This window comes from Agrobacterium tumefaciens (assembly GCA_025559845.1).
In the GTDB taxonomy this organism is placed as follows: Bacteria; Pseudomonadota; Alphaproteobacteria; order Rhizobiales; family Rhizobiaceae; genus Agrobacterium.
This window is the reverse complement of sequence record CP048469.1, coordinates 2953562-2971426: the sequence shown is the minus strand read 5'-3', so window position 1 is coordinate 2971426 and position 17865 is coordinate 2953562. Positions and strand designations below refer to the sequence as shown.

At 57.0% G+C, this 17865-nt stretch carries 20 protein-coding genes; 15 read left to right on the top strand and 5 right to left on the bottom strand.

The window, feature by feature from the left end; translation table 11 throughout:
- Positions 1 to 282: 282 nt before the first annotated feature.
- The 14 genes from rplU to FY156_14690 all read left to right on the top strand — a co-directional run bounded on the left by rplU (position 283) and on the right by FY156_14690 (position 12403).
- On the top strand, positions 283 to 597 hold the full coding sequence (rplU, locus tag FY156_14755) for a 50S ribosomal protein L21 (protein UXS02640.1): 315 nt from the start codon (positions 283 to 285) through the stop codon (positions 595 to 597).
- Between the two features lie 40 nt (positions 598 to 637).
- The gene (gene rpmA, locus FY156_14750) at positions 638 to 907 is read left to right on the top strand and encodes a 50S ribosomal protein L27 (GenBank protein UXS02639.1); all 270 of its coding nucleotides are present in this window, start codon (positions 638 to 640) and stop codon (positions 905 to 907) included.
- A gap of 128 nt (positions 908 to 1035) precedes the next feature.
- Entirely contained in the window at positions 1036 to 1668 is a 633-nt protein-coding gene (locus FY156_14745; protein UXS02638.1) for a GNAT family N-acetyltransferase, read from the top strand.
- Positions 1665 to 2258 (top strand): GNAT family N-acetyltransferase, encoded by a 594-nt coding sequence (locus tag FY156_14740; GenBank protein ID UXS02637.1) that lies wholly within the window; start codon positions 1665 to 1667, stop codon positions 2256 to 2258. Before FY156_14745 ends, FY156_14740 begins: the two co-directional genes overlap by 4 nt.
- Positions 2259 to 2431: 173 nt before the next feature.
- Entirely contained in the window at positions 2432 to 3496 is a 1065-nt protein-coding gene (gene obgE / locus FY156_14735) for a GTPase ObgE (GenBank protein ID UXS02636.1), read from the top strand.
- On the top strand, positions 3493 to 4668 hold the full coding sequence (locus tag FY156_14730) for a glutamate 5-kinase (GenBank protein ID UXS02635.1): 1176 nt from the start codon (positions 3493 to 3495) through the stop codon (positions 4666 to 4668). The genes obgE and FY156_14730 overlap by 4 nt, the downstream gene beginning before the upstream one ends.
- Entirely contained in the window at positions 4661 to 5947 is a 1287-nt protein-coding gene (locus FY156_14725; protein ID UXS02634.1) for a glutamate-5-semialdehyde dehydrogenase, read from the top strand. The genes FY156_14730 and FY156_14725 overlap by 8 nt, the downstream gene beginning before the upstream one ends.
- Positions 5948 to 5950: 3 nt before the next feature.
- Complete coding sequence (locus FY156_14720; GenBank protein ID UXS02633.1) at positions 5951 to 6574, top strand: nicotinate-nucleotide adenylyltransferase; 624 nt, start codon at positions 5951 to 5953, stop codon at positions 6572 to 6574.
- A gap of 105 nt (positions 6575 to 6679) precedes the next feature.
- Positions 6680 to 7114 carry a ribosome silencing factor gene (gene rsfS / locus FY156_14715; protein UXS03162.1) on the top strand — a complete coding sequence of 145 codons (435 nt, stop codon included), beginning with the start codon at positions 6680 to 6682 and terminating at the stop codon, positions 7112 to 7114.
- Between the two features lie 98 nt (positions 7115 to 7212).
- Positions 7213 to 7695, top strand: a complete 483-nt coding sequence (rlmH, locus tag FY156_14710; GenBank protein UXS02632.1) for a 23S rRNA (pseudouridine(1915)-N(3))-methyltransferase RlmH — start codon at positions 7213 to 7215, stop codon at positions 7693 to 7695.
- A gap of 153 nt (positions 7696 to 7848) precedes the next feature.
- Positions 7849 to 9255, top strand: coding sequence for a murein hydrolase activator EnvC (locus tag FY156_14705; protein UXS02631.1), 1407 nt, complete (start codon positions 7849 to 7851; stop codon positions 9253 to 9255).
- Positions 9245 to 10570 (top strand): S41 family peptidase, encoded by a 1326-nt coding sequence (locus FY156_14700; protein UXS02630.1) that lies wholly within the window; start codon positions 9245 to 9247, stop codon positions 10568 to 10570. Before FY156_14705 ends, FY156_14700 begins: the two co-directional genes overlap by 11 nt.
- A gap of 64 nt (positions 10571 to 10634) precedes the next feature.
- A complete protein-coding gene (locus tag FY156_14695; protein ID UXS02629.1) occupies positions 10635 to 11831 on the top strand; it encodes a divergent polysaccharide deacetylase family protein in 1197 nt (398 codons plus the stop codon).
- A 59-nt stretch (positions 11832 to 11890) separates the two neighbouring features.
- Positions 11891 to 12403 (top strand): RNA pyrophosphohydrolase, encoded by a 513-nt coding sequence (locus FY156_14690; GenBank protein UXS02628.1) that lies wholly within the window; start codon positions 11891 to 11893, stop codon positions 12401 to 12403.
- Between the two features lie 53 nt (positions 12404 to 12456).
- On the opposite strand, the gene bfr is transcribed toward FY156_14690, so the two are convergent.
- The 4 genes from bfr to FY156_14670 form a co-directional block, all read right to left on the bottom strand.
- Positions 12457 to 12948: a bacterioferritin gene (bfr, locus tag FY156_14685; GenBank protein ID UXS02627.1), complete on the bottom strand. Its 492-nt coding sequence runs from the start codon at positions 12946 to 12948 to the stop codon at positions 12457 to 12459.
- Positions 12914 to 13225, bottom strand: a complete 312-nt coding sequence (locus FY156_14680; protein ID UXS02626.1) for a (2Fe-2S)-binding protein — start codon at positions 13223 to 13225, stop codon at positions 12914 to 12916. Before FY156_14680 ends, bfr begins: the two co-directional genes overlap by 35 nt.
- Positions 13226 to 13497: 272 nt before the next feature.
- On the bottom strand, positions 13498 to 14223 hold the full coding sequence (gene phbB, locus FY156_14675) for an acetoacetyl-CoA reductase (protein UXS02625.1): 726 nt from the start codon (positions 14221 to 14223) through the stop codon (positions 13498 to 13500).
- Positions 14224 to 14324: 101 nt separating this feature from the next.
- Complete coding sequence (locus FY156_14670) at positions 14325 to 15506, bottom strand: acetyl-CoA C-acetyltransferase (GenBank protein ID UXS02624.1); 1182 nt, start codon at positions 15504 to 15506, stop codon at positions 14325 to 14327.
- A 244-nt stretch (positions 15507 to 15750) separates the two neighbouring features.
- Here FY156_14670 and phaR point away from each other — a divergent pair, with 244 nt between their 5' ends.
- The gene (gene phaR, locus FY156_14665) at positions 15751 to 16326 is read left to right on the top strand and encodes a polyhydroxyalkanoate synthesis repressor PhaR (protein ID UXS02623.1); all 576 of its coding nucleotides are present in this window, start codon (positions 15751 to 15753) and stop codon (positions 16324 to 16326) included.
- Positions 16327 to 16361: 35 nt separating this feature from the next.
- Here the strand turns inward: phaR and FY156_14660 are convergent, their stop codons facing one another.
- Positions 16362 to 17756, bottom strand: a complete 1395-nt coding sequence (locus tag FY156_14660) for an MFS transporter (GenBank protein UXS02622.1) — start codon at positions 17754 to 17756, stop codon at positions 16362 to 16364.
- Between the last annotated feature and the right edge of the window lie 109 nt (positions 17757 to 17865).

The following is a 17865-nucleotide window of genomic DNA, read 5'->3' as shown; positions in this document are numbered from 1 at the left end:
TCGAGGGGGGACTGCAAGAAGAGCCGAAATCGCCTGAAATTCTTGGCGTTACGGTTACTTTTCAAAGCTTCATTGTCTTGACACAAGCCGGAGTCTCGCGTATCCCGCACCCAAATTGATGGCGTATTGCGCCTTCTGTTTATGTCACGCCTATCGGGGTGGCTTCACCGGCAGAGTTTAGAAGGGCATTCAGCCCGGACGAAATTCCGCTCATCCGACTGACAAAAAGACGGCCAGCACGCGTTTGCGGGCAGAGCCGGAACGAACATGAAAGGATAAAAAATGTTCGCAGTCATCAAGACCGGCGGTAAGCAGTACCGCGTAGCGGCCAACGACGTGCTGACCATCGAAAAGCTGGAAGCAGAAGCTGGCGCAACTGTAGAATTCACCGAAGTTCTCGTGATCGGCGTTGGCGCTGACGCAAAGTTCGGCGCTCCTTTCGTTGCTGGTGCAACGGTCAAGGCTGAAGTTGTCGAGCACAACCGCGGCAAGAAGGTTATCGCCTTCAAGAAGCGTCGTCGTCAGAACTCCAAGCGTTCGCGCGGCCATCGTCAGCATCACACTGTCGTCCGCATCACGGACATCGTTGCTGCCTGATCGGCGCGACACGGGAAACTAGGTTTAAAGGAGCAATCCAATGGCACACAAAAAAGCTGGCGGTTCTTCGCGTAACGGTCGCGATTCGAATTCCAAGCGCCTTGGCGTAAAGAAGTTCGGCGGCGAAGCTGTCATTCCAGGCAACATTATTCTGCGTCAGCGCGGTACGCAGTGGCATCCGGGCGCCAACGTTGGCATCGGCAAGGACCACACGATTTTCGCACTGACGGCAGGCAACGTGAGCTTCCGCACGAAGGCTAACGGCCGCGTGTTCGTATCCGTCGCACCGAAAGCCGAAGCCGCAGAATAAGCCGGCAGCGTCATATGCAGCCGGTGTCCCAACGACCCGGCTGAGACGCATCAGGTTCAGTCATAAAAAGGGGAGTTGGGGCACCACCCAACTCCCCTTTTTCTTTAACCTCATGGAGGGACTGAACCATGCAAGCTGAATTGTTAAGGGTCGACCAATCACGGTCACCCCAGGAGCGGCCGAGGCCCGATCGGTCAAGGAGCGATTGCCCCGTTTTGTTGTCGCAGAGGCTGGTATTGCGCAAGCCTCACGAAGAAGACATCGACGCCCTTGCCCATCTTGCCAACAACGCCAATATCGCGACCATGGTGTCGCGTATGCCGCATCCGTACACGGCGAAAGACGCCGTGGACTTCGTGCGACGCACCAAAGCTGGCGAGATTGGCAAGTGCGTCTATGCGATTACGCGCATGGACAATGGCGAGTTTATGGGATGCTGCGGCCTCGAGCCCCAGGAAGATGAAAAGACCCTGGAAATCGGTTATTGGCTGGGGGAACCCTACTGGAACCGTGGCTACATGACCGAAGCGGCACATGCGCTGATCGATATGGCGTTCCGAACCCGCGAGATCGACCAGATCGATGCGCGGTGCCGGGTCACCAATATCGCCTCACGGCGTGTCATTCAGAAGTGCGGTTTTCAGTTTCAGAGTTCCGGCATGGTCGGTTCACTGGCGCTTGGTGGCATGGTGCCGGTTGAATGGTACCGTCTGGATCGTAAGACCTGGGTTTCGCTGAAGAGCTGGGGGGACATGGGATGAGTGCACTGGAACTGACCCGTCGTCGCGTTAATACCGCGTCACCGCCCGGCCCCTGCCCTACTCTCGAGACTCGCCGTCTGGTGCTCCGCCCTCAGCGGTTGTCAGACGCCGGCAGCATTGCCGAATCCTTGAGCGATTTCGAGGTCACGCGGATGTTGGCACGCGTTCCGGCGCCCTACCATCGTCAGGATGCGCTGGAATGGCTGATCCTTCGCACATCCGGGACTTTGCCGGATTGGGACTTTGCCATTACCGATGGAGACGACACCCTCATCGGCGTCGTCTCCGTGGAATTGCGGCATGGCGAATGGCATCTCGGTTACTGGCTCAACCGCTTCTATTGGGGCAAGGGCTACATGACTGAAGCGGTCGCTGCCGTAGGTGAGCGGTTCTTCCGCCGTATGCCTGGTACTGCGCTGCATTCTGGTGTGTTCGCCGACAATCCGGCATCGCTCAGGGTGCAGGAAAAGCTCGGCTTTCGCGTTACCGGGTGCCATCAGATCTATGCGACCGCGCGTGCCGCCATGGTCGCGCATATAGATACTGTCCTGACCGAGGACGGACTTGTCCGTCCAAAGCCGAGACACTGAAAGAAACAAGGCCGGTTTTGCCGCAAACCGGCCTTGTTGTCCGGGCGCTTTCCCACGATAGTCTTTGACGTTCAGGGTAAGCGCCTGTATTCGAAGCGGCAGAACCTTTGTTTGAAGCGCGATGGCAATATGCTTGCCGCAATTGCGCATAAAGCTGACAGAACGGCAGTCTGATGAAATTTCTCGATGAAGCAAAAGTCTATATCAAGTCAGGTGATGGCGGCGCGGGTGCCGTATCGTTCCGGCGCGAAAAATTCATCGAGTTCGGTGGACCGGATGGTGGTGATGGCGGCCGCGGTGGCGACGTCTGGATCGAGGTCGTCAATGGTCTCAACACCCTGATCGATTTCCGTTTTCAGCAACACTTCAAGGCCTCGATCGGCCAGCACGGCATGGGCAAGACGCGTACCGGCGCCAAGGGCGCCGATGTGACGCTGAGGGTACCTGTCGGCACGCAGATCTTTGAAGAAGACAATGAAACGCTGATCGTTGACCTGACAAAGGAAGGCCAGCGTTTTCGTATTGCTGCCGGCGGCAATGGCGGCTTCGGTAATGCCTATTTCAAATCGTCGACCAACCAGGCACCGACCCATGCCAACCCCGGTCTGGCAGGCGAAGAAAAGACGATCTGGTTGCGGCTCAAGCTGATTGCCGATGCCGGTCTTGTTGGTCTGCCGAATGCGGGCAAGTCGACATTTCTGGCAACGGTTACGCGGGCGCGGCCGAAGATCGCCAATTACCCCTTTACGACGCTGCACCCCAATCTCGGCGTTGCCACGATCGACGGTCGTGAGTTCGTACTTGCCGACATTCCAGGTCTGATCGAAGGCGCGCATGAGGGCGTGGGTATTGGTGACCGGTTCCTCGGTCACGTCGAGCGCACCCGTGTTCTGCTGCATCTGGTTTCCGCACAGGAAGAAAAAGTCGGCAAGGCGTATAAAACCGTCAAGGCTGAGCTGGACGCCTATGGTGGCGGTTTGACCGACAAGCCGGAAATCGTCGCCCTCTCCCAGATCGACGTGCTCGACGAAAAAGAGCTGAAAAAGAAGGCCAAGGAGCTTGAAAAGGCCTGCGGTCGTCCGCCGCTGCTTTTGTCGGCCGCTGCCCATATCGGTATGACGGAGGCCCTTCGCGCCCTTCGCGACATTATCGTTTCGGCCAGCGACGGTGGTGAAACGGCCCTGCCCGACCGATCCATGCCGATCGAGGAAATCGAGGATGGGGACGACCGGCTATGACGTCGACCTTGGCGCGAAAACCTCTTGGCAATCATAATCGGATCGTCATCAAGATCGGTTCCGCGCTGCTGGTCGATCGAAAGAGCGGACTGAAAAAGGATTGGCTCGATGCCATCTGCGAAGATATCGCAGCCCTGAAGAAGAGCGGTGTGGATGTTCAGGTGGTCTCTTCAGGCGCTATCGCGCTTGGCCGCACCGTGCTTGGGCTTCCTTCCGGTGCGTTGAAGCTTGAGGAAAGCCAGGCGGCTGCGGCCGTCGGACAGATCGCGCTGGCGCGCGCCTGGTCCGAAAGCTTGTCGCGGCATGAGATCGTTGCGGGACAAATCCTGCTGACATTGTCCGATACGGAAGAGCGCCGTCGTTATCTCAACGCGCGTGCGACGATCAGCCAGCTTCTGAAAATCGGTGCGATCCCGATCATCAACGAAAACGATACGGTGGCCACTACCGAGATCCGTTATGGCGACAATGATCGCCTGGCGGCGCGCGTCGCGACAATGACGGGTGCGGATCTTCTCGTGCTGCTGTCGGACATCGACGGTCTTTACACCGCGCCACCGCATCTCGATCCGGATGCCAGGTTCCTCGAGACGATCTCTGACATCACGCCCGAAATCGAAGCCATGGCAGGCGGGGCGGCTTCAGAACTGTCGCGCGGCGGCATGCGCACGAAGATCGACGCGGGCAAGATCGCGACGGCTGCCGGTTGCGGCATGATTATCGCCTCTGGCAAGACGCTCAATCCTTTGAAAGCCATTGAGAGTGGTGCGCGCTCGTCCTGGTTTGCCCCCTCGGGCACGCCCGTCACTGCGCGCAAGACCTGGATTGCCGGGCAGTTGCAGCCCGCTGGCGAAGTGCACGTGGATGCAGGTGCGGAGAAAGCGCTGCACGCGGGCAAGAGCCTGCTTCCCGCTGGCGTACGTCAGGTCAAAGGAAACTTCGGTCGCGGTGATGCCGTTGCCATCATCGGATCTGAGGGACGTGAAATTGCTCGTGGCCTTGCGGGTTACGATGCTGACGAAGCGCGTCAGATCTATGGCCACAAGTCCAATGAAATCGAGGCAATTCTCGGTTATGTCGGACGCGCGGCCATGATCCATCGTGACGATCTGGTCATGACGGGGCCTGCGGTCAAAGTGAAAACCACGAAGAAGGATGAAGTCGATGCCTGAACAGGCCGTGAAGCAGAGCCATGATATCGATGCGCTGATGACAGCCATCGGCACACAGGCGAAAGCTGCTGCACGACCGTTGTCGATCGCGTCGACTGAACAGAAAAACCGTGCGCTCCTGGCGATGGCCGCAGCCATTGAGGCAGCGAAAGACAAGATTCTTGCTGCCAATGCCAAGGATCTGACGGCCGCTGAAGGCGCCGGTATTGCCGCATCTTTCATTGATCGGCTGACATTGAACGAGGCGCGGATCGACAGAATTGCCGAAGGCATTCGCTCGATTGCCGCCCTTCCCGATCCGGTTGGTGAAGTTATCGCCGCCTGGGACCGGCCAAACGGGCTGCACATCGAGCGCGTTCGCACGCCACTTGGCGTTATCGGTGTCATCTATGAAAGCCGCCCGAATGTCACAGCGGATGCCGGCGCGCTTTGCCTCAAGGCTGGTAACGCGGTCATTCTTCGCGGCGGTTCCGACTCGCAACATTCATCGCGTGCTATCCATGCCTGCCTTGTCGAAGGTTTGAAGATTGCCGGCCTTCCAGAGCATGCTATCCAACTTGTTCCTGTAACGGATCGTGCTGCGGTTGGTGCGCTTCTCGGTGGATTGAATGGCACCGTTGACGTAATCGTGCCGCGCGGTGGCAAAAGCCTTGTGGCCCGCGTTCAATCCGAAGCGCGCGTACCGGTCTTTGCTCATCTCGAAGGGCTTTGCCACATCTATGTCGATCAGTCCGCCGATCTCGACATGGCGAAAAAAATCGTCGTGAATGCCAAGATGCGCCGAACCGGTATTTGCGGCGCGGCCGAAACCTTGCTGGTCGATAAAGCTGTGGCGTCGACGCATCTTGAACCACTGGTGAAAGCGTTGGTCGATGCCGGTTGCGAGGTTCGCGGTTCGCAAGCGGTCCGCGATGTCGTTGCAGGGACAGTATCCGCAACGGAAGAGGATTGGCGTACCGAGTATCTCGATGCGATCATTTCCGTTACCGTCGTTGATGGTATTTCTGGTGCGATTGACCATATCGGTACCTACTCGTCCAATCATACTGAGGCCGTGATTGCGGAAGATCCGTCGGTCGTCGAGCGCTTCTTCAACGAAATCGATTCCGCCATTCTCCTGCATAATGCGTCGACACAATTCGCTGATGGTGGCGAATTCGGCATGGGGGCAGAAATCGGCATCGCGACGGGCAAGATGCACGCGCGGGGACCGGTCGGTGTCGAACAACTTACCTCGTTCAAGTACCGCGTGCATGGCACCGGCCAGACACGGACCTGATATTTGGTAGCCGAAGTACGGATCGACAGGCGTTACCTCACCATGCCGCATGCAGAGCGCGGCATGGTCATCGGGCTTTTCGGCGGGTCCTTCAATCCGCCGCATGCCGGACATGCGCTGGTGGCGGAAATCGCGCTTCGCAGGCTCGGGCTTGACCAGCTCTGGTGGATGGTGACGCCGGGAAATCCGCTTAAAAGTCGCGCAGACCTTGCACCGCTGGAAGATCGCATTGCCGCCTGTGAAAGGCTGGTGAGCGATCCGCGCATCAAGGTTACGGCGTTCGAAAAGTCGCTTGGCATCAGCTATACGGCCAACACGCTTGCCAAGGTAAAGGCGAAAAATCCTCATGTCCGTTTTATCTGGGTTATGGGGGCCGACAATCTGAAGAGCTTTCACCGCTGGCAAAAATGGCGACAGATCGCTGAAACCTTTCCGATCGCCGTGATCGACCGGCCTGGTTCGACGCTGGCCTATCTGTCTTCCACCATGGCGCAAGCCTTCAGCCATGCGCGGGTCGATGAGGATGATGCGGGTGTTTTGTGGAAAAAAAACGCGCCCGCTTGGGTGTTCATTCATGGCCCGCGTTCGACGCTCAGTTCCACGGCTCTTCGTAACGGTCACAAATGATGTATGGCCGGTGGCCTTCAGGGGCCATATCTTGAAAAGTTAATGCTTTGATGCCACCTTCATTGTGTGACGTAGAGAATCACGTCGCGCAGTGCCTGTTTTGTCATTCTTGGGAAAGGAAAACCTCTGACAACAGTTCACGCCAAGGGAAGAGCACATGTTGCTATCCCGAAGGGCCAGGACAGTGGCGCCGATGCCGCCGACCATGCCCTTGAAACCGTCCTCGCGAGTCTCGAGGACTCCAAGGCTGAAGATATCGTATCTCTCAACATTGCCGGAAAATCGGCGCTTGCTGACTACATGGTGGTGGTCTCCGGGCGATCGAACAGGCATGTTTCGGCGATCTGCGAGCATCTTCTCAAAGATATGAAGGATGAGGGCTTCGGAAACGCCCGCGTCGAAGGTCTTGAGACCGGCGACTGGGTGCTGATCGATACAGGCGATATCATCGTTCATGTTTTCCGCCCGGAAATCCGTGAATTCTACAACATCGAAAAGATGTGGGCGACGCCGGATATGCCGGAGGAAACGCTGCATTGATGCGGTTCTGATGTCGGCCTGAGAGCTGGCTGCATAGGAATTCGCGGAGGATGCTGTTATGAGCGTAACCCGATTGGGTTGCGACAGGGCGGTTTTGAATGCGAATTTCGATTTTTGCGGTGGGACGGTTGAAATCCGGCCCCGAAAAGGATCTTGCGGCCCGCTATCTCGAGCGTCTCGCAAAAACCGGTCCAGCGATCGGTCTGGAATTTTCACGCGTCATTGAAGTTGCCGAAAGTCGTGCATCGAACGCGGAGACACGCAAGCGTGAAGAAGCGGCGATGCTTGAGAAGCATCTGGCCGATGGAGCGGCTCTGGTGTTGCTCGATGAACGCGGCAAGGCGCTGGACAGTCCCGCGTTTGCCGAGTTTTTTGGTAACCTGCGCGACAGCGGTCGACGTGATCTGATTATCGCCATTGGCGGGGCAGATGGGCTTGATCCGTCGCTTTACGAGAAGGCCGTCGCGGTTCTCAATCTCGGAAAACTCACCTGGCCGCATCAACTCGTGCGCATTTTGATTGCCGAACAGCTTTACCGCGCCGTCACCATTCTTTCCGGCCACCCCTATCATCGCGTTTGAAGAGCCCTCTTCGGCGAATTGGTGTCTCAATTTCAACACGAAAATTCCCGAACACGGCACGGTGTGGATCGTGCTTTGGCGGTTGCCTCTTGGTGAATTGTGGCGAAGCAGCGTAATGTCGTTCATTGCGCTTCGGCATCAAAGAAAGTTCAAATGGACAGAGGACGGCAGAAAAAGGGGCAGATGGCTGTTGCAGGCGCGGTGATCGCTGCCTTGGCCCTCGGTCTTTTTCCCGCTGGCTTTACCGTCGCGCGCGATGATGCGGGCGCGGCCAGCGCGGATGCCACCAATGCCCCGCCCGATGATCTGCAGGCGCTTGAAAAGCGCCGCGACGTGAACCGTCAGGATCTCGAGGAACTGGTCGACAGCATTGGGCTTTCCGAAGACAAGACCCGACAGCTTGAGGAGAGTATCGCCGCGCTTGACCAGGACAGCACGCGTATCCGCCAGGAACTGATCGATTCGGCGGCGCGGCGTAAGGATCTCGAAACAAAAATCAGCGATGGCGAAGACCGGCTGGCAAAACTCGGTGTGCGCGAAGATGGCGTGAAGGCCTCTCTGCGCGAGAGGCGTGGTGTGTTGGCCGAGGTTCTGGCGGCACTTCAGCGTATGGGGCGCAACCCGCCGCCTGCCCTGCTCGTCTCGCCGGAAGATGCGCTTGCTTCGGTTCGCAGCGCCATTCTGCTCGGCGCCGTTGTTCCGGGTATTCGTGCCGAGACTGACAAGCTCGTAGCCGCTCTCAAAGAATTGACCGATCTGCAGCAGGCAATCGCTCGCGAAAAAGGCGATCTTACGGGTATGATGACGGCCAGTCTGGAAGAGGAAAAACGCCTCGACCTTTTGCTGGCAGAGAATGATCGTCGCAATACGCAGACTGCGTCTGAACTGGAAGCAGAACGCAAGCGTTCGGAAGAACTTGCCGGCAAGGCAACGAGTCTGGAAGGCCTTGTAAGTTCTCTTGAAACCGAGATCAGTTCGGTGCGTGAGGCGATGGAAAAGGCGCGGGCGGAAGAGCAACGTCTGGCGCGTCTTTCCGAGGCAGAACGAGAGAAAGAGAGAGCCGGCGCAGAGGCGGGAACGCCCGATAAAAACCGTATTGCGCCAGCATATCCTTTCGCAAGTTTGAAGGGTAAGCTGGATATGCCGGTGGCTGGCGACGTTCTGCGTCGCTTTGGAGACGCCGACGGAACAGGTCACTTTTCCAGAGGTCTCGTGGTTGCAACGGGCCCCGAGGCGCTGGTGACGGCCCCTGCAGACGGTTTTGTGGTTTTTGCGGGCGATTTCCGCAGTTATGGCCGCATGATCATCCTCAATACCGGGGATGGTTATCATGTGGTTCTGACGGGCATGGACAATGTAAGGACAAGGCAGGGAATGTTTGTATTCTCTGGCGAGCCCATCGCTTCGATGGGTGCAAAAAGAGTAGCAAGTGCAGCAGCATTGGCGCTGGAAACGGACAGGCCAACGCTCTACATTGAGTTCAGGAAAGACGGCGTGCCGGTTGATTCTCAACCGTGGTGGACCGCAAAAAATACCGGAAGGGCGCACAATGATTCGTAAGGTTTCGCTTCTCCTTATCGGTGGGCTTATGGGCGCCACGGCGATGAGTGTGATTTATTCGGCGAGCATGCCGGCGCAGGCCGCCGGACCTTCGACTTATAAGGAACTGTCGATTTTTGGTGACGTGTTCGAGCGCGTCCGCGCCCAATATGTAACGCCACCAGATGATGAGAAGCTGGTCGAAAATGCCATCAACGGCATGCTCAGCTCGCTTGATCCGCATTCGAGCTTCATGAATGCGCAGGACGCCAACGACATGCGCACCCAGACCAAGGGTGAGTTTGGCGGTCTCGGCATCGAAGTGACCATGGAAAATGAACTGGTCAAGGTTATCACGCCCATCGACGATACGCCCGCATCTCGCGCCGGCATCCTCGCAGGCGACTTCATTTCGGAAATTGACGGAACACCGGTTCGTGGCTTGAAGCTGGAGCAGGCCGTTGAAAAGATGCGCGGCGCCGTCAAGACGCCGATCAAACTGACGATCATCCGTCAGGGCGCAGACAAGCCACTCGAATTCACTGTGATGCGTGACATCATTGCCGTGCGTGCGGTCAAATCCCGCGTTGAAGGCGATGTCGGTTATCTTCGTGTCATCTCCTTCACGGAGAAGACCTATGACGACCTCGAAAAGGCGATCAAGAAAATCAAGGCGGACGTTCCGGCCGACAAGCTCAAGGGCTATGTGCTCGACCTTCGCCTCAACCCAGGCGGTCTGCTTGATCAGGCGATCAACGTTTCCGACGCCTTCCTCGAGCGTGGTGAGGTCGTTTCGACCCGTGGCCGCAATCCGGATGAAACCCGCCGCTTCAACGCGACTGCAGGCGATCTGACCGATGGAAAGCCGGTAATCGTGCTTGTCAACGGCGGTTCGGCTTCGGCATCTGAAATCGTAGCTGGTGCTCTGCAGGATCTTCGCCGTGCGACGGTTGTCGGTACGCGCTCGTTCGGCAAGGGCTCCGTCCAGACGATCATTCCGCTTGGCGAAGCAGGCGCACTGCGCCTGACCACGGCGCTCTATTACACCCCGTCTGGCAAGTCGATCCAGGGCACGGGTATTCAGCCTGACATCAAGGTTGAACAGCCGCTGCCACCGGAATTGCAGGGTAAGGTCACAAGCGAAGGTGAATCGGGTCTGACTGGTCACATCAAGGGACAGAGCGAAACCGAAGAAGGTTCTGGTTCTTCCGCTTATGTTCCGCCGGAAGCAAAGGACGACATTCAGCTCAACTATGCGCTGGATCTTCTGCGCGGCAACAAGACCGATCCGTCCTTCCCGCCGAACCCGGAAAAGGCTGTGGTCAACAAGCAGTAAGACGAAAAGCGCCGTTTGACGGCGCTTTTTTCCCTTTTGCCGCATCAGTCGAGTGGACCCTTCATTGCCTTCGGACCTGCGAAAACCGCTCATGGGCCGCAATAAAAAAAGCGCCGGTTTCAACCGGCGCTTTTCGGCAATTATGGGCCTTGCCGGTGTCGCTGTGCTGACGATTGGCGGCTTGTCGATCTATACGGCGCTATATCCGGATAACCTCCAGCGAACGACCGCGAATACGCAAGCTGCTGCGACGCCTTCTGAGAAGGATCAGGAACAGCCGGCCGATATAGCAGGAAATGCTGAGACCACAGGTCTGCAGCCGGAAAGCGGGCGCTCCGGCGCAAACATCAATCGCTCGACGATGGCCGATGGTAACGTCGTATCCGTCTATTCCCCTCGGACGCGGGATAATGATGGGCCGGTTTTGATGAGTGGTCAGACCTATGGCCAGGACCCTCGTATGGCCACCAGGCCCAATGACGCCTTGCTGGAAGACACTGCATTCGGTCGCTTGCCGATCGTCGCAGCGGATGGCCTGCGTTCGGTGGAACAATATGCCAGGCCGTGGTCAGGCGCGCGCGGGACGCGTGTTGCCATCGTTGTTGGTGGCCTGGGTTTGAGCCAGACTGGCTCCCAGAAGGCCATTCGTGATCTTCCTGCAGAGGTGACGCTGGGCTTCGCGGCAAGCGGTAACAGCCTGCAACGCTGGATGCAGGAAGCGCGTCGCGAAGGTCATGAGATTTTGCTGCAGGTTCCGCTTGAACCCTTTGGTTATCCGGGAACCAATCCTGGGCCCGATACCTTGCTGGCGAGTGACCCGGCCAAGGTCAACATTGATCGTCTGCATCGTTCCATGGCGAAAATCACCAATTACACCGGTGTGATGAACTATCTCGGGGGACGCTTTCTCGCCGATCAAAAGGCGTTGGAGCCCGTGATGCGAGATATCGGCAAGCGCGGACTGCTGTTTCTCGATGATGGTTCATCCGCTCAGTCTTTAAGTGGCAACATCGGCAAGGCGATATCCGCACCTCATGGCTTCGCTGACGTTCAACTCGACAATGAGGTCAACGAAGGTGCGATCCTGCGCAAGCTCGACGAACTGGAACGGATAGCGCGCCGCAACGGTTCTGCGATCGGAGTGGCGTCGGCATTTGACGAAAGCATCGCTGCCATCGCGAAGTGGTCACCGGAGGCGTCGGCGCGAGGCATTGAGATCGTTGGCGTTTCTGCGCTTGTCTCGGGACAGGCAGGACAGTAAACCTTCGGTCGGTTTTTCTCCCTGCGCCTTAACGGGCGCGCAAAGCCAGCGGGTTTTTGATGACTATCAAAGCAGAAGATTTGCCTTATCGCCCTTGCGCCGGAATCATGGTGCTCAACAGCAAAGGCCTTGTCTGGGCTGGACGGCGTATCAAGGAGGGTAACTCCGAATATGACGGTTCTCCGCATCTATGGCAGATGCCGCAAGGTGGCATCGACGACGGCGAGCAGCCGCTGAAAGCTGCCGTTCGTGAACTTTATGAAGAGACGGGCATGAAGACCGTTACGCTGCTTGCGGAAGCGCGTGACTGGATTCACTACGACTTGCCGCCGGAATTGATCGGTATCGGTCTTCGCGGCAAATATCGTGGGCAGGCACAGCGCTGGTTTGCGTTCCGCTTTGACGGTGACGAGAGCGAAATCCAGATTGATCCGCCGCCGACAGGCCATGAGGCGGAATTCGATGCGTGGGACTGGAAGCCAATGGGAAGCCTGCCTGAATTGATCGTGCCCTTCAAACGGGGCGTTTATGAGCAGGTGGTCGCCGAGTTTCGGCATCTGGCTGGTCAGTAAAAACGCAAAAAGGCGGCACCGGTGCCGCCTTTTTCATGTTCATGACGGTTCGATTATTCGGATTCGACGGCGTCTGCGGAGTCAGCGTTGAGCTGGCCGTATTTGTTTTCACCGATTTTGTTGAGAAGGTCGAGCTGCGTCTCCAGGAAGTCGATGTGACCTTCCTCGTCGATGAGCAGCGTTTCGAACAGCTTCATCGACACGTAGTCGCCGGCGTCATGACAGATGTCACGCGACTTCTTGTAGGCGGTACGTGCGTCGTATTCGCCCGCGAGATCAGCTTCCAGCACTTCCTTGACGTTCTGGCCGATACGCAGGGGAGCGACGGTCTGAAGGTTCGGGTGACCTTCAAGGAAGATGATGCGGTCGATTATCTTGTCGGCGTGCTGCATCTCTTCGATGGACTCAGCACGTTCCTTCTTGGCAAGCTTTGTGAAGCCCCAATCATTCAGCAGACGATAATGGAGCCAATACTGGTTGACTGCACCGAGTTCGAGGAACAGCGCCTCGTTAAGCTGCTCGATGACTTTTTTGTCGCCTTTCAATGTCCGCTCTCCTGTTCTCTTCGTGGAATCGCTTCAGGCGGGACATAAAATCAAAAACCTCGGCTTCCGTCGAGTGGCGACGGGCGTGATAGTCCTCGGTCGTTTTGATGATGAGGTCGACTACAGTCGGAAAACAGCCGCAACAGCGGCCACGTTTTGCCATGGCATGATAGACTTTTGCCGGGACAATAAGCTGCCAACAGTCCTCGTCCAGCAACTCATTGATGACGTCGCGGATGTCGTTGTCGGTAATGTAATTGCAGCTGCAAACCAGCATGACTAACTGCCTGTATGACGCAACACGTTGTTTTCGCTCTTAAACCAAAACAGGATAGTCAGTGTCAAGAAAAACATGGTTTCTGAGTCACTCGCATAATTTAGAGTCTTTCTAAACTATACAAAAAGAGTCGCCTTTTCATCTGGTTAGCATTTATTTCCATAGGCGTTTTTCTGACTCAAGTTTTTGTGCGACACCTCCGCCGACGAGGCATTATCACGAAAAGTTTACTTAGGTCGGGGTCCTGTTGGCCGGAGGTCCGCCAATGCTTGTCAGGCGAAATATTGTCCGCCGTTGGCCGTAAGGGTGGAGCCGGTGATAAATCCCGCCTGGTCGGAGACAAGGAATAGAACACAACGGGCGATCTCTTCGGGTTCGCCAAGCCGTCCCACCGGGATCTGCGGTATGATGCGCTCTGACAGGACTTGTTCGGGAATGGCTCTGACCATCTCCGTGCCGATATATCCGGGGCATATCGCGTTGACCGTGATATTGCGGCTCGCGCCTTCCTGGGCGAGGGCTTTGGTAAAGCCGATATCTCCGGCCTTGGAGGCGGAGTAGTTCGCCTGCCCCGCCTGCCCCTTCTGACCGTTGATCGAGGATATGTTGACGATACGTCCAAACCCCCGCTCCCGCATGCCCGGCCAGACGGGATGGGTCATGTTGAACACACCGGTGAGGTTTGTATCGATAACCTCACGCCATTGCTGGGGTGACATCTTGTGAAACATCGCGTCGCGGGTGATGCCGGCATTGTTCACAAGAACCTCGATTGGGCCGAATGTTGCCTCGACTTGGGCGATGCCCGCAAGGCAGGCGTCGTAGTCGCGTACGTCCCACTGAAACGCCGGTATGCCGGTTTCCTTCTGGAACGCCGCTGCACGATCGGTCGTGAAGGCGTAGTTGACAGCCACCTTGTAGCCGGCGGCCTGTAATGCACGCGCAATTGCTGCCCCGATTCCGCTCGTTCCGCCTGAAATCAACGCAACCCGGCTCATGCTGGCCTCCATGACCTGTAAAAGATGGTGTTCAACGGCCACATAAATGCGGCCAATGGGAGGCTGCTTCTACAGCATTGCTTCTGAAACCAAAATGGTTTTCAGAGGGCCTCCACACACATCGCCACGCCCATGCCGCCACCGATGCACAGCGTCGCAAGACCCTTGGAGACATTGCGGCGGCGCATTTCGAACAGAAGCGTATTAAGGACGCGCGCGCCGGACGCACCAATGGGATGGCCGATCGCGATGGCGCCTCCGTTGACATTGACGATTGACGGATCAAGACCAAGATCGCGAACCACGGCACAGGACTGTGCCGCAAAGGCCTCGTTTGCTTCCACCAGTCCAATATCGCCGATTGACCAGCCCGCCTTGGCAAGCGCCTTGCGAGAGGCAGGAATGGGACCTGTTCCCATAATTTGCGGATCGACACCCGCTGTTGCCCAGGAGACAATGCGCGCCAATGGCGTAATACCGCGTCGGGAAGCTTCCTGTTCGGTCATCAGCAAGGTTGCAGCGGCGCCGTCGTTCAGGCCGGAAGCGTTACCGGCCGTAACGGTGCCTTCCTTGTCGAAGGCGGGGCGGAGTTTCGCCATCGTTTCCATTGAGGAACCGGCGCGAATGTGCTCATCGGTATCAACAATGATGTCGGCTTTTCGGCCCTTTACTGTGAAAGGCACGATTTCGTCCTGGAATCGTCCTGCGCTTTGCGCCGCTTCCGCCTTGTTCTGGGAGGCGACGGCAAACTGATCCTGATCGTCACGGCTGAGCTGCCATTGCCGGGCAATGTTCTCGGCTGTGATGCCCATGTGATAACCGTAGAACGCGTCAGTGAGGCCATCTTTCAACATCGTGTCGATCATTTTGAAGTCGCCCATTTTTACACCGCCACGCAAGTGCGCGCAGTGGGGCGCCATGGACATGGACTCCTGACCACCGGCGACAATGATTGCCGCGTCACCCGTTGCAATCTGCTGCATGCCAAGCGCTACAGCGCGCAGACCTGATCCACAGAGTTGGTTGATACCAAAAGACGTCGCTTCCTGCGGAATGCCAGCCTTCATGGCTGCCTGTCGTGCCGGGTTCTGCCCCTCGCCAGCCGTCAGAACCTGCCCCAGAAGCACCTCATCGACTTCACCTGCCTCGACACCCGCACGCTCCAGAACGGCGCGAATGACCGTAGCACCAAGTTCATGGGCCGGGATGTTGGCAAAGCTTCCATTGAACGAACCAACGGCAGTGCGGGCCGCACTGGCGATCACGATTGAAGGCAAAGTCATAAGGTTCCTCCTCACTTTCGGGCGGGAGACTGGCAAAGGTTTTCATCCAAGTCAAACGGTGTCGGGCGCTTTGAAAGATGTTGCGAAAGCAATGCGATATCTTGCCAAAAATTGCTGCGCAAAAAACAAACTGTTGCATTGCACAAAACATTTGTCACAGGGCTGGTTTTGCGCTTACACTTCACAACGGGAAGAGCAATAACACCAAAAAACAAAAAAATACCAGCATCGCGAGGAGGCGAGGATGGCAAAGCACGACGGCGAAACGATTATCAAAAAATACGCCAATCGGCGGCTCTACAATACGGGCACGAGCACCTATGTGACGCTTGATGACCTGGCGCAGATGGTCAAGCGCGGTGAGGACTTCAAGGTTCAGGACGCAAAGACATCCGAAGACATTACCCATGCAGTACTGACGCAGATCATCGTCGAGCAGGAAGCCAAGACCGGCAACACGCTTCTGCCGACGGCTTTTCTCAGGCAGCTGATTTCCTATTATGGCGATCAGATGCAGATGGTCGTGCCGACGTTTCTCGAGCACTCGATGAAAACCTTTTCCGATCAGCAGAGCCAGATGCAGGAGCATATGGCCAAGGCCTTCGGCGACGGTTCGCTTGCCCGGAATTTCCAGGCACCGCTTCAGATGATGGAAGAGCAGATCCGCCGCAATACGGAACTTTTCCGTCAGGCCATGCAGGGGTTCGCGCCTTTTTCGATGCCGCAGGCTCCGAAGGAGACGCGTAAGCCGAATGCTTCTGAAATTGACGAGCTGAAAGAGCAACTGCGCGCATTGCAGCAAAAACTCGACCAGCTTTGAAAACCTGCTGCGACCGGCCTTGGCCGGTCCGCCTGTCACTTCTTGTCTTCGGATTGGGGTATTGTGCGTTCGGGAACGCGCAGTAACAGCAGAAATCCGGCTCCCAGGAAAACGATCAAGGTTGCCATGCCGACATGGGCTGAGCCGGTCATGGCGGTTGCGACCGAAAAGCTCAGCGTTGCCATGAAACTGGTAGCGCGTCCCGATAGTGCGTAAATCCCAAAATAACGGCCCGCTTCCGCCACAGTGATATTGCGCGCCAGGTAGGAGCGTGACGAGGCCTGCACGGGACCGAAAGCCAGGCCGATCAGCACACCGTAGACGAGATAGGCTTTCTCTGCGCCCGTCGCGAATATACCGCCATCATCAGTGGTCGATAGCGCCATCCAGCCAAAGAGGGTCGAGCTACGTTCCGTGGATACAATGCCGATGGTCGCAATCAACAGAAGCACGAGGCTGATGAGGATTGTCGTGCGAGAGCCGAGGCGATGGTCTATGCGGCCGGCAACAAAACAGCCCGCAATGGCAACGACATTCAGAAGAATGCCGAACAGCCCGATCTCCATTGTCGCCCATCCGAACATACCGGCTGCAAAAGCACCACCGAGAATGAGGACGCCGTTGACGCCATCCTGATAGAGCATACGGGCGATCAAAAACCGCAGCAGGACAGGGCGACCACGAAGCTCTCGCAGCGTTGCCCGCAATTCCGTCAGTCCAGAGCGGATGGCTGATTTGAATGGCAAGCCCTTGTCACTGTCGGGAGTGAAGAGAAACATCGGCAGGATAAACACGAGGTACCACAGCGCGGCGATCGGCCCTGTTATTCGAGCGTCTTCTCCGGTGACAGGATTTAACCCGAAAAGCGGCGTTATGCCGGCAATCGTACGGCCAGTTTGCGGGTTGGCGGCGAGGAGCGTCACAACAGCAATCAATACCACCATGCCACCGAGATAACCGAGCCCCCAGGCAAGGTTGGAAATTCGGCCGACATTTTGCGGATTGGTCAATCTCGGCATCATGGAATCGTTGAAAACGATGGAAAACTCCGCCGCGATCGAGGCAAAGATCATGCAGACGACTGGAAGGATGATCGGAGAGCCGGGCGCAGCAAACCACAGGAGCGACAGGCTGACGATCTTTATGACGGCAAAAAAGGCGATCCACGGCTTGCGTGATCCGGACTGATCGGCAATCGAACCGAGGATCGGGGAAAAAATGGCAATGACGATGGAGGACATCGTCGCCATGTTGCTCCAGACCGTTTGCGCCGAGACTGGATCTTCCGTCAGACGCGAGACGAAATAGGGGCCGAAAATGAAAGTGGTGACGACCGTGAAGAACGGTTGTGCCGCCCAGTCGAACATGACCCAACCCCAGATACCCCGTTTTGCAATCTTCGTTTCGGCGGGTGGGGAGGAAGCGGTCATTCGGTATCCTGTAGCAGAAGGACGTCTGGGAGGAGAAAGCGACGCTTTTGTCTGACTACCCGTGCAGGTGCCCGGGTAGTCGTTTTGCGTATTGGAGCGGCTTTACTGC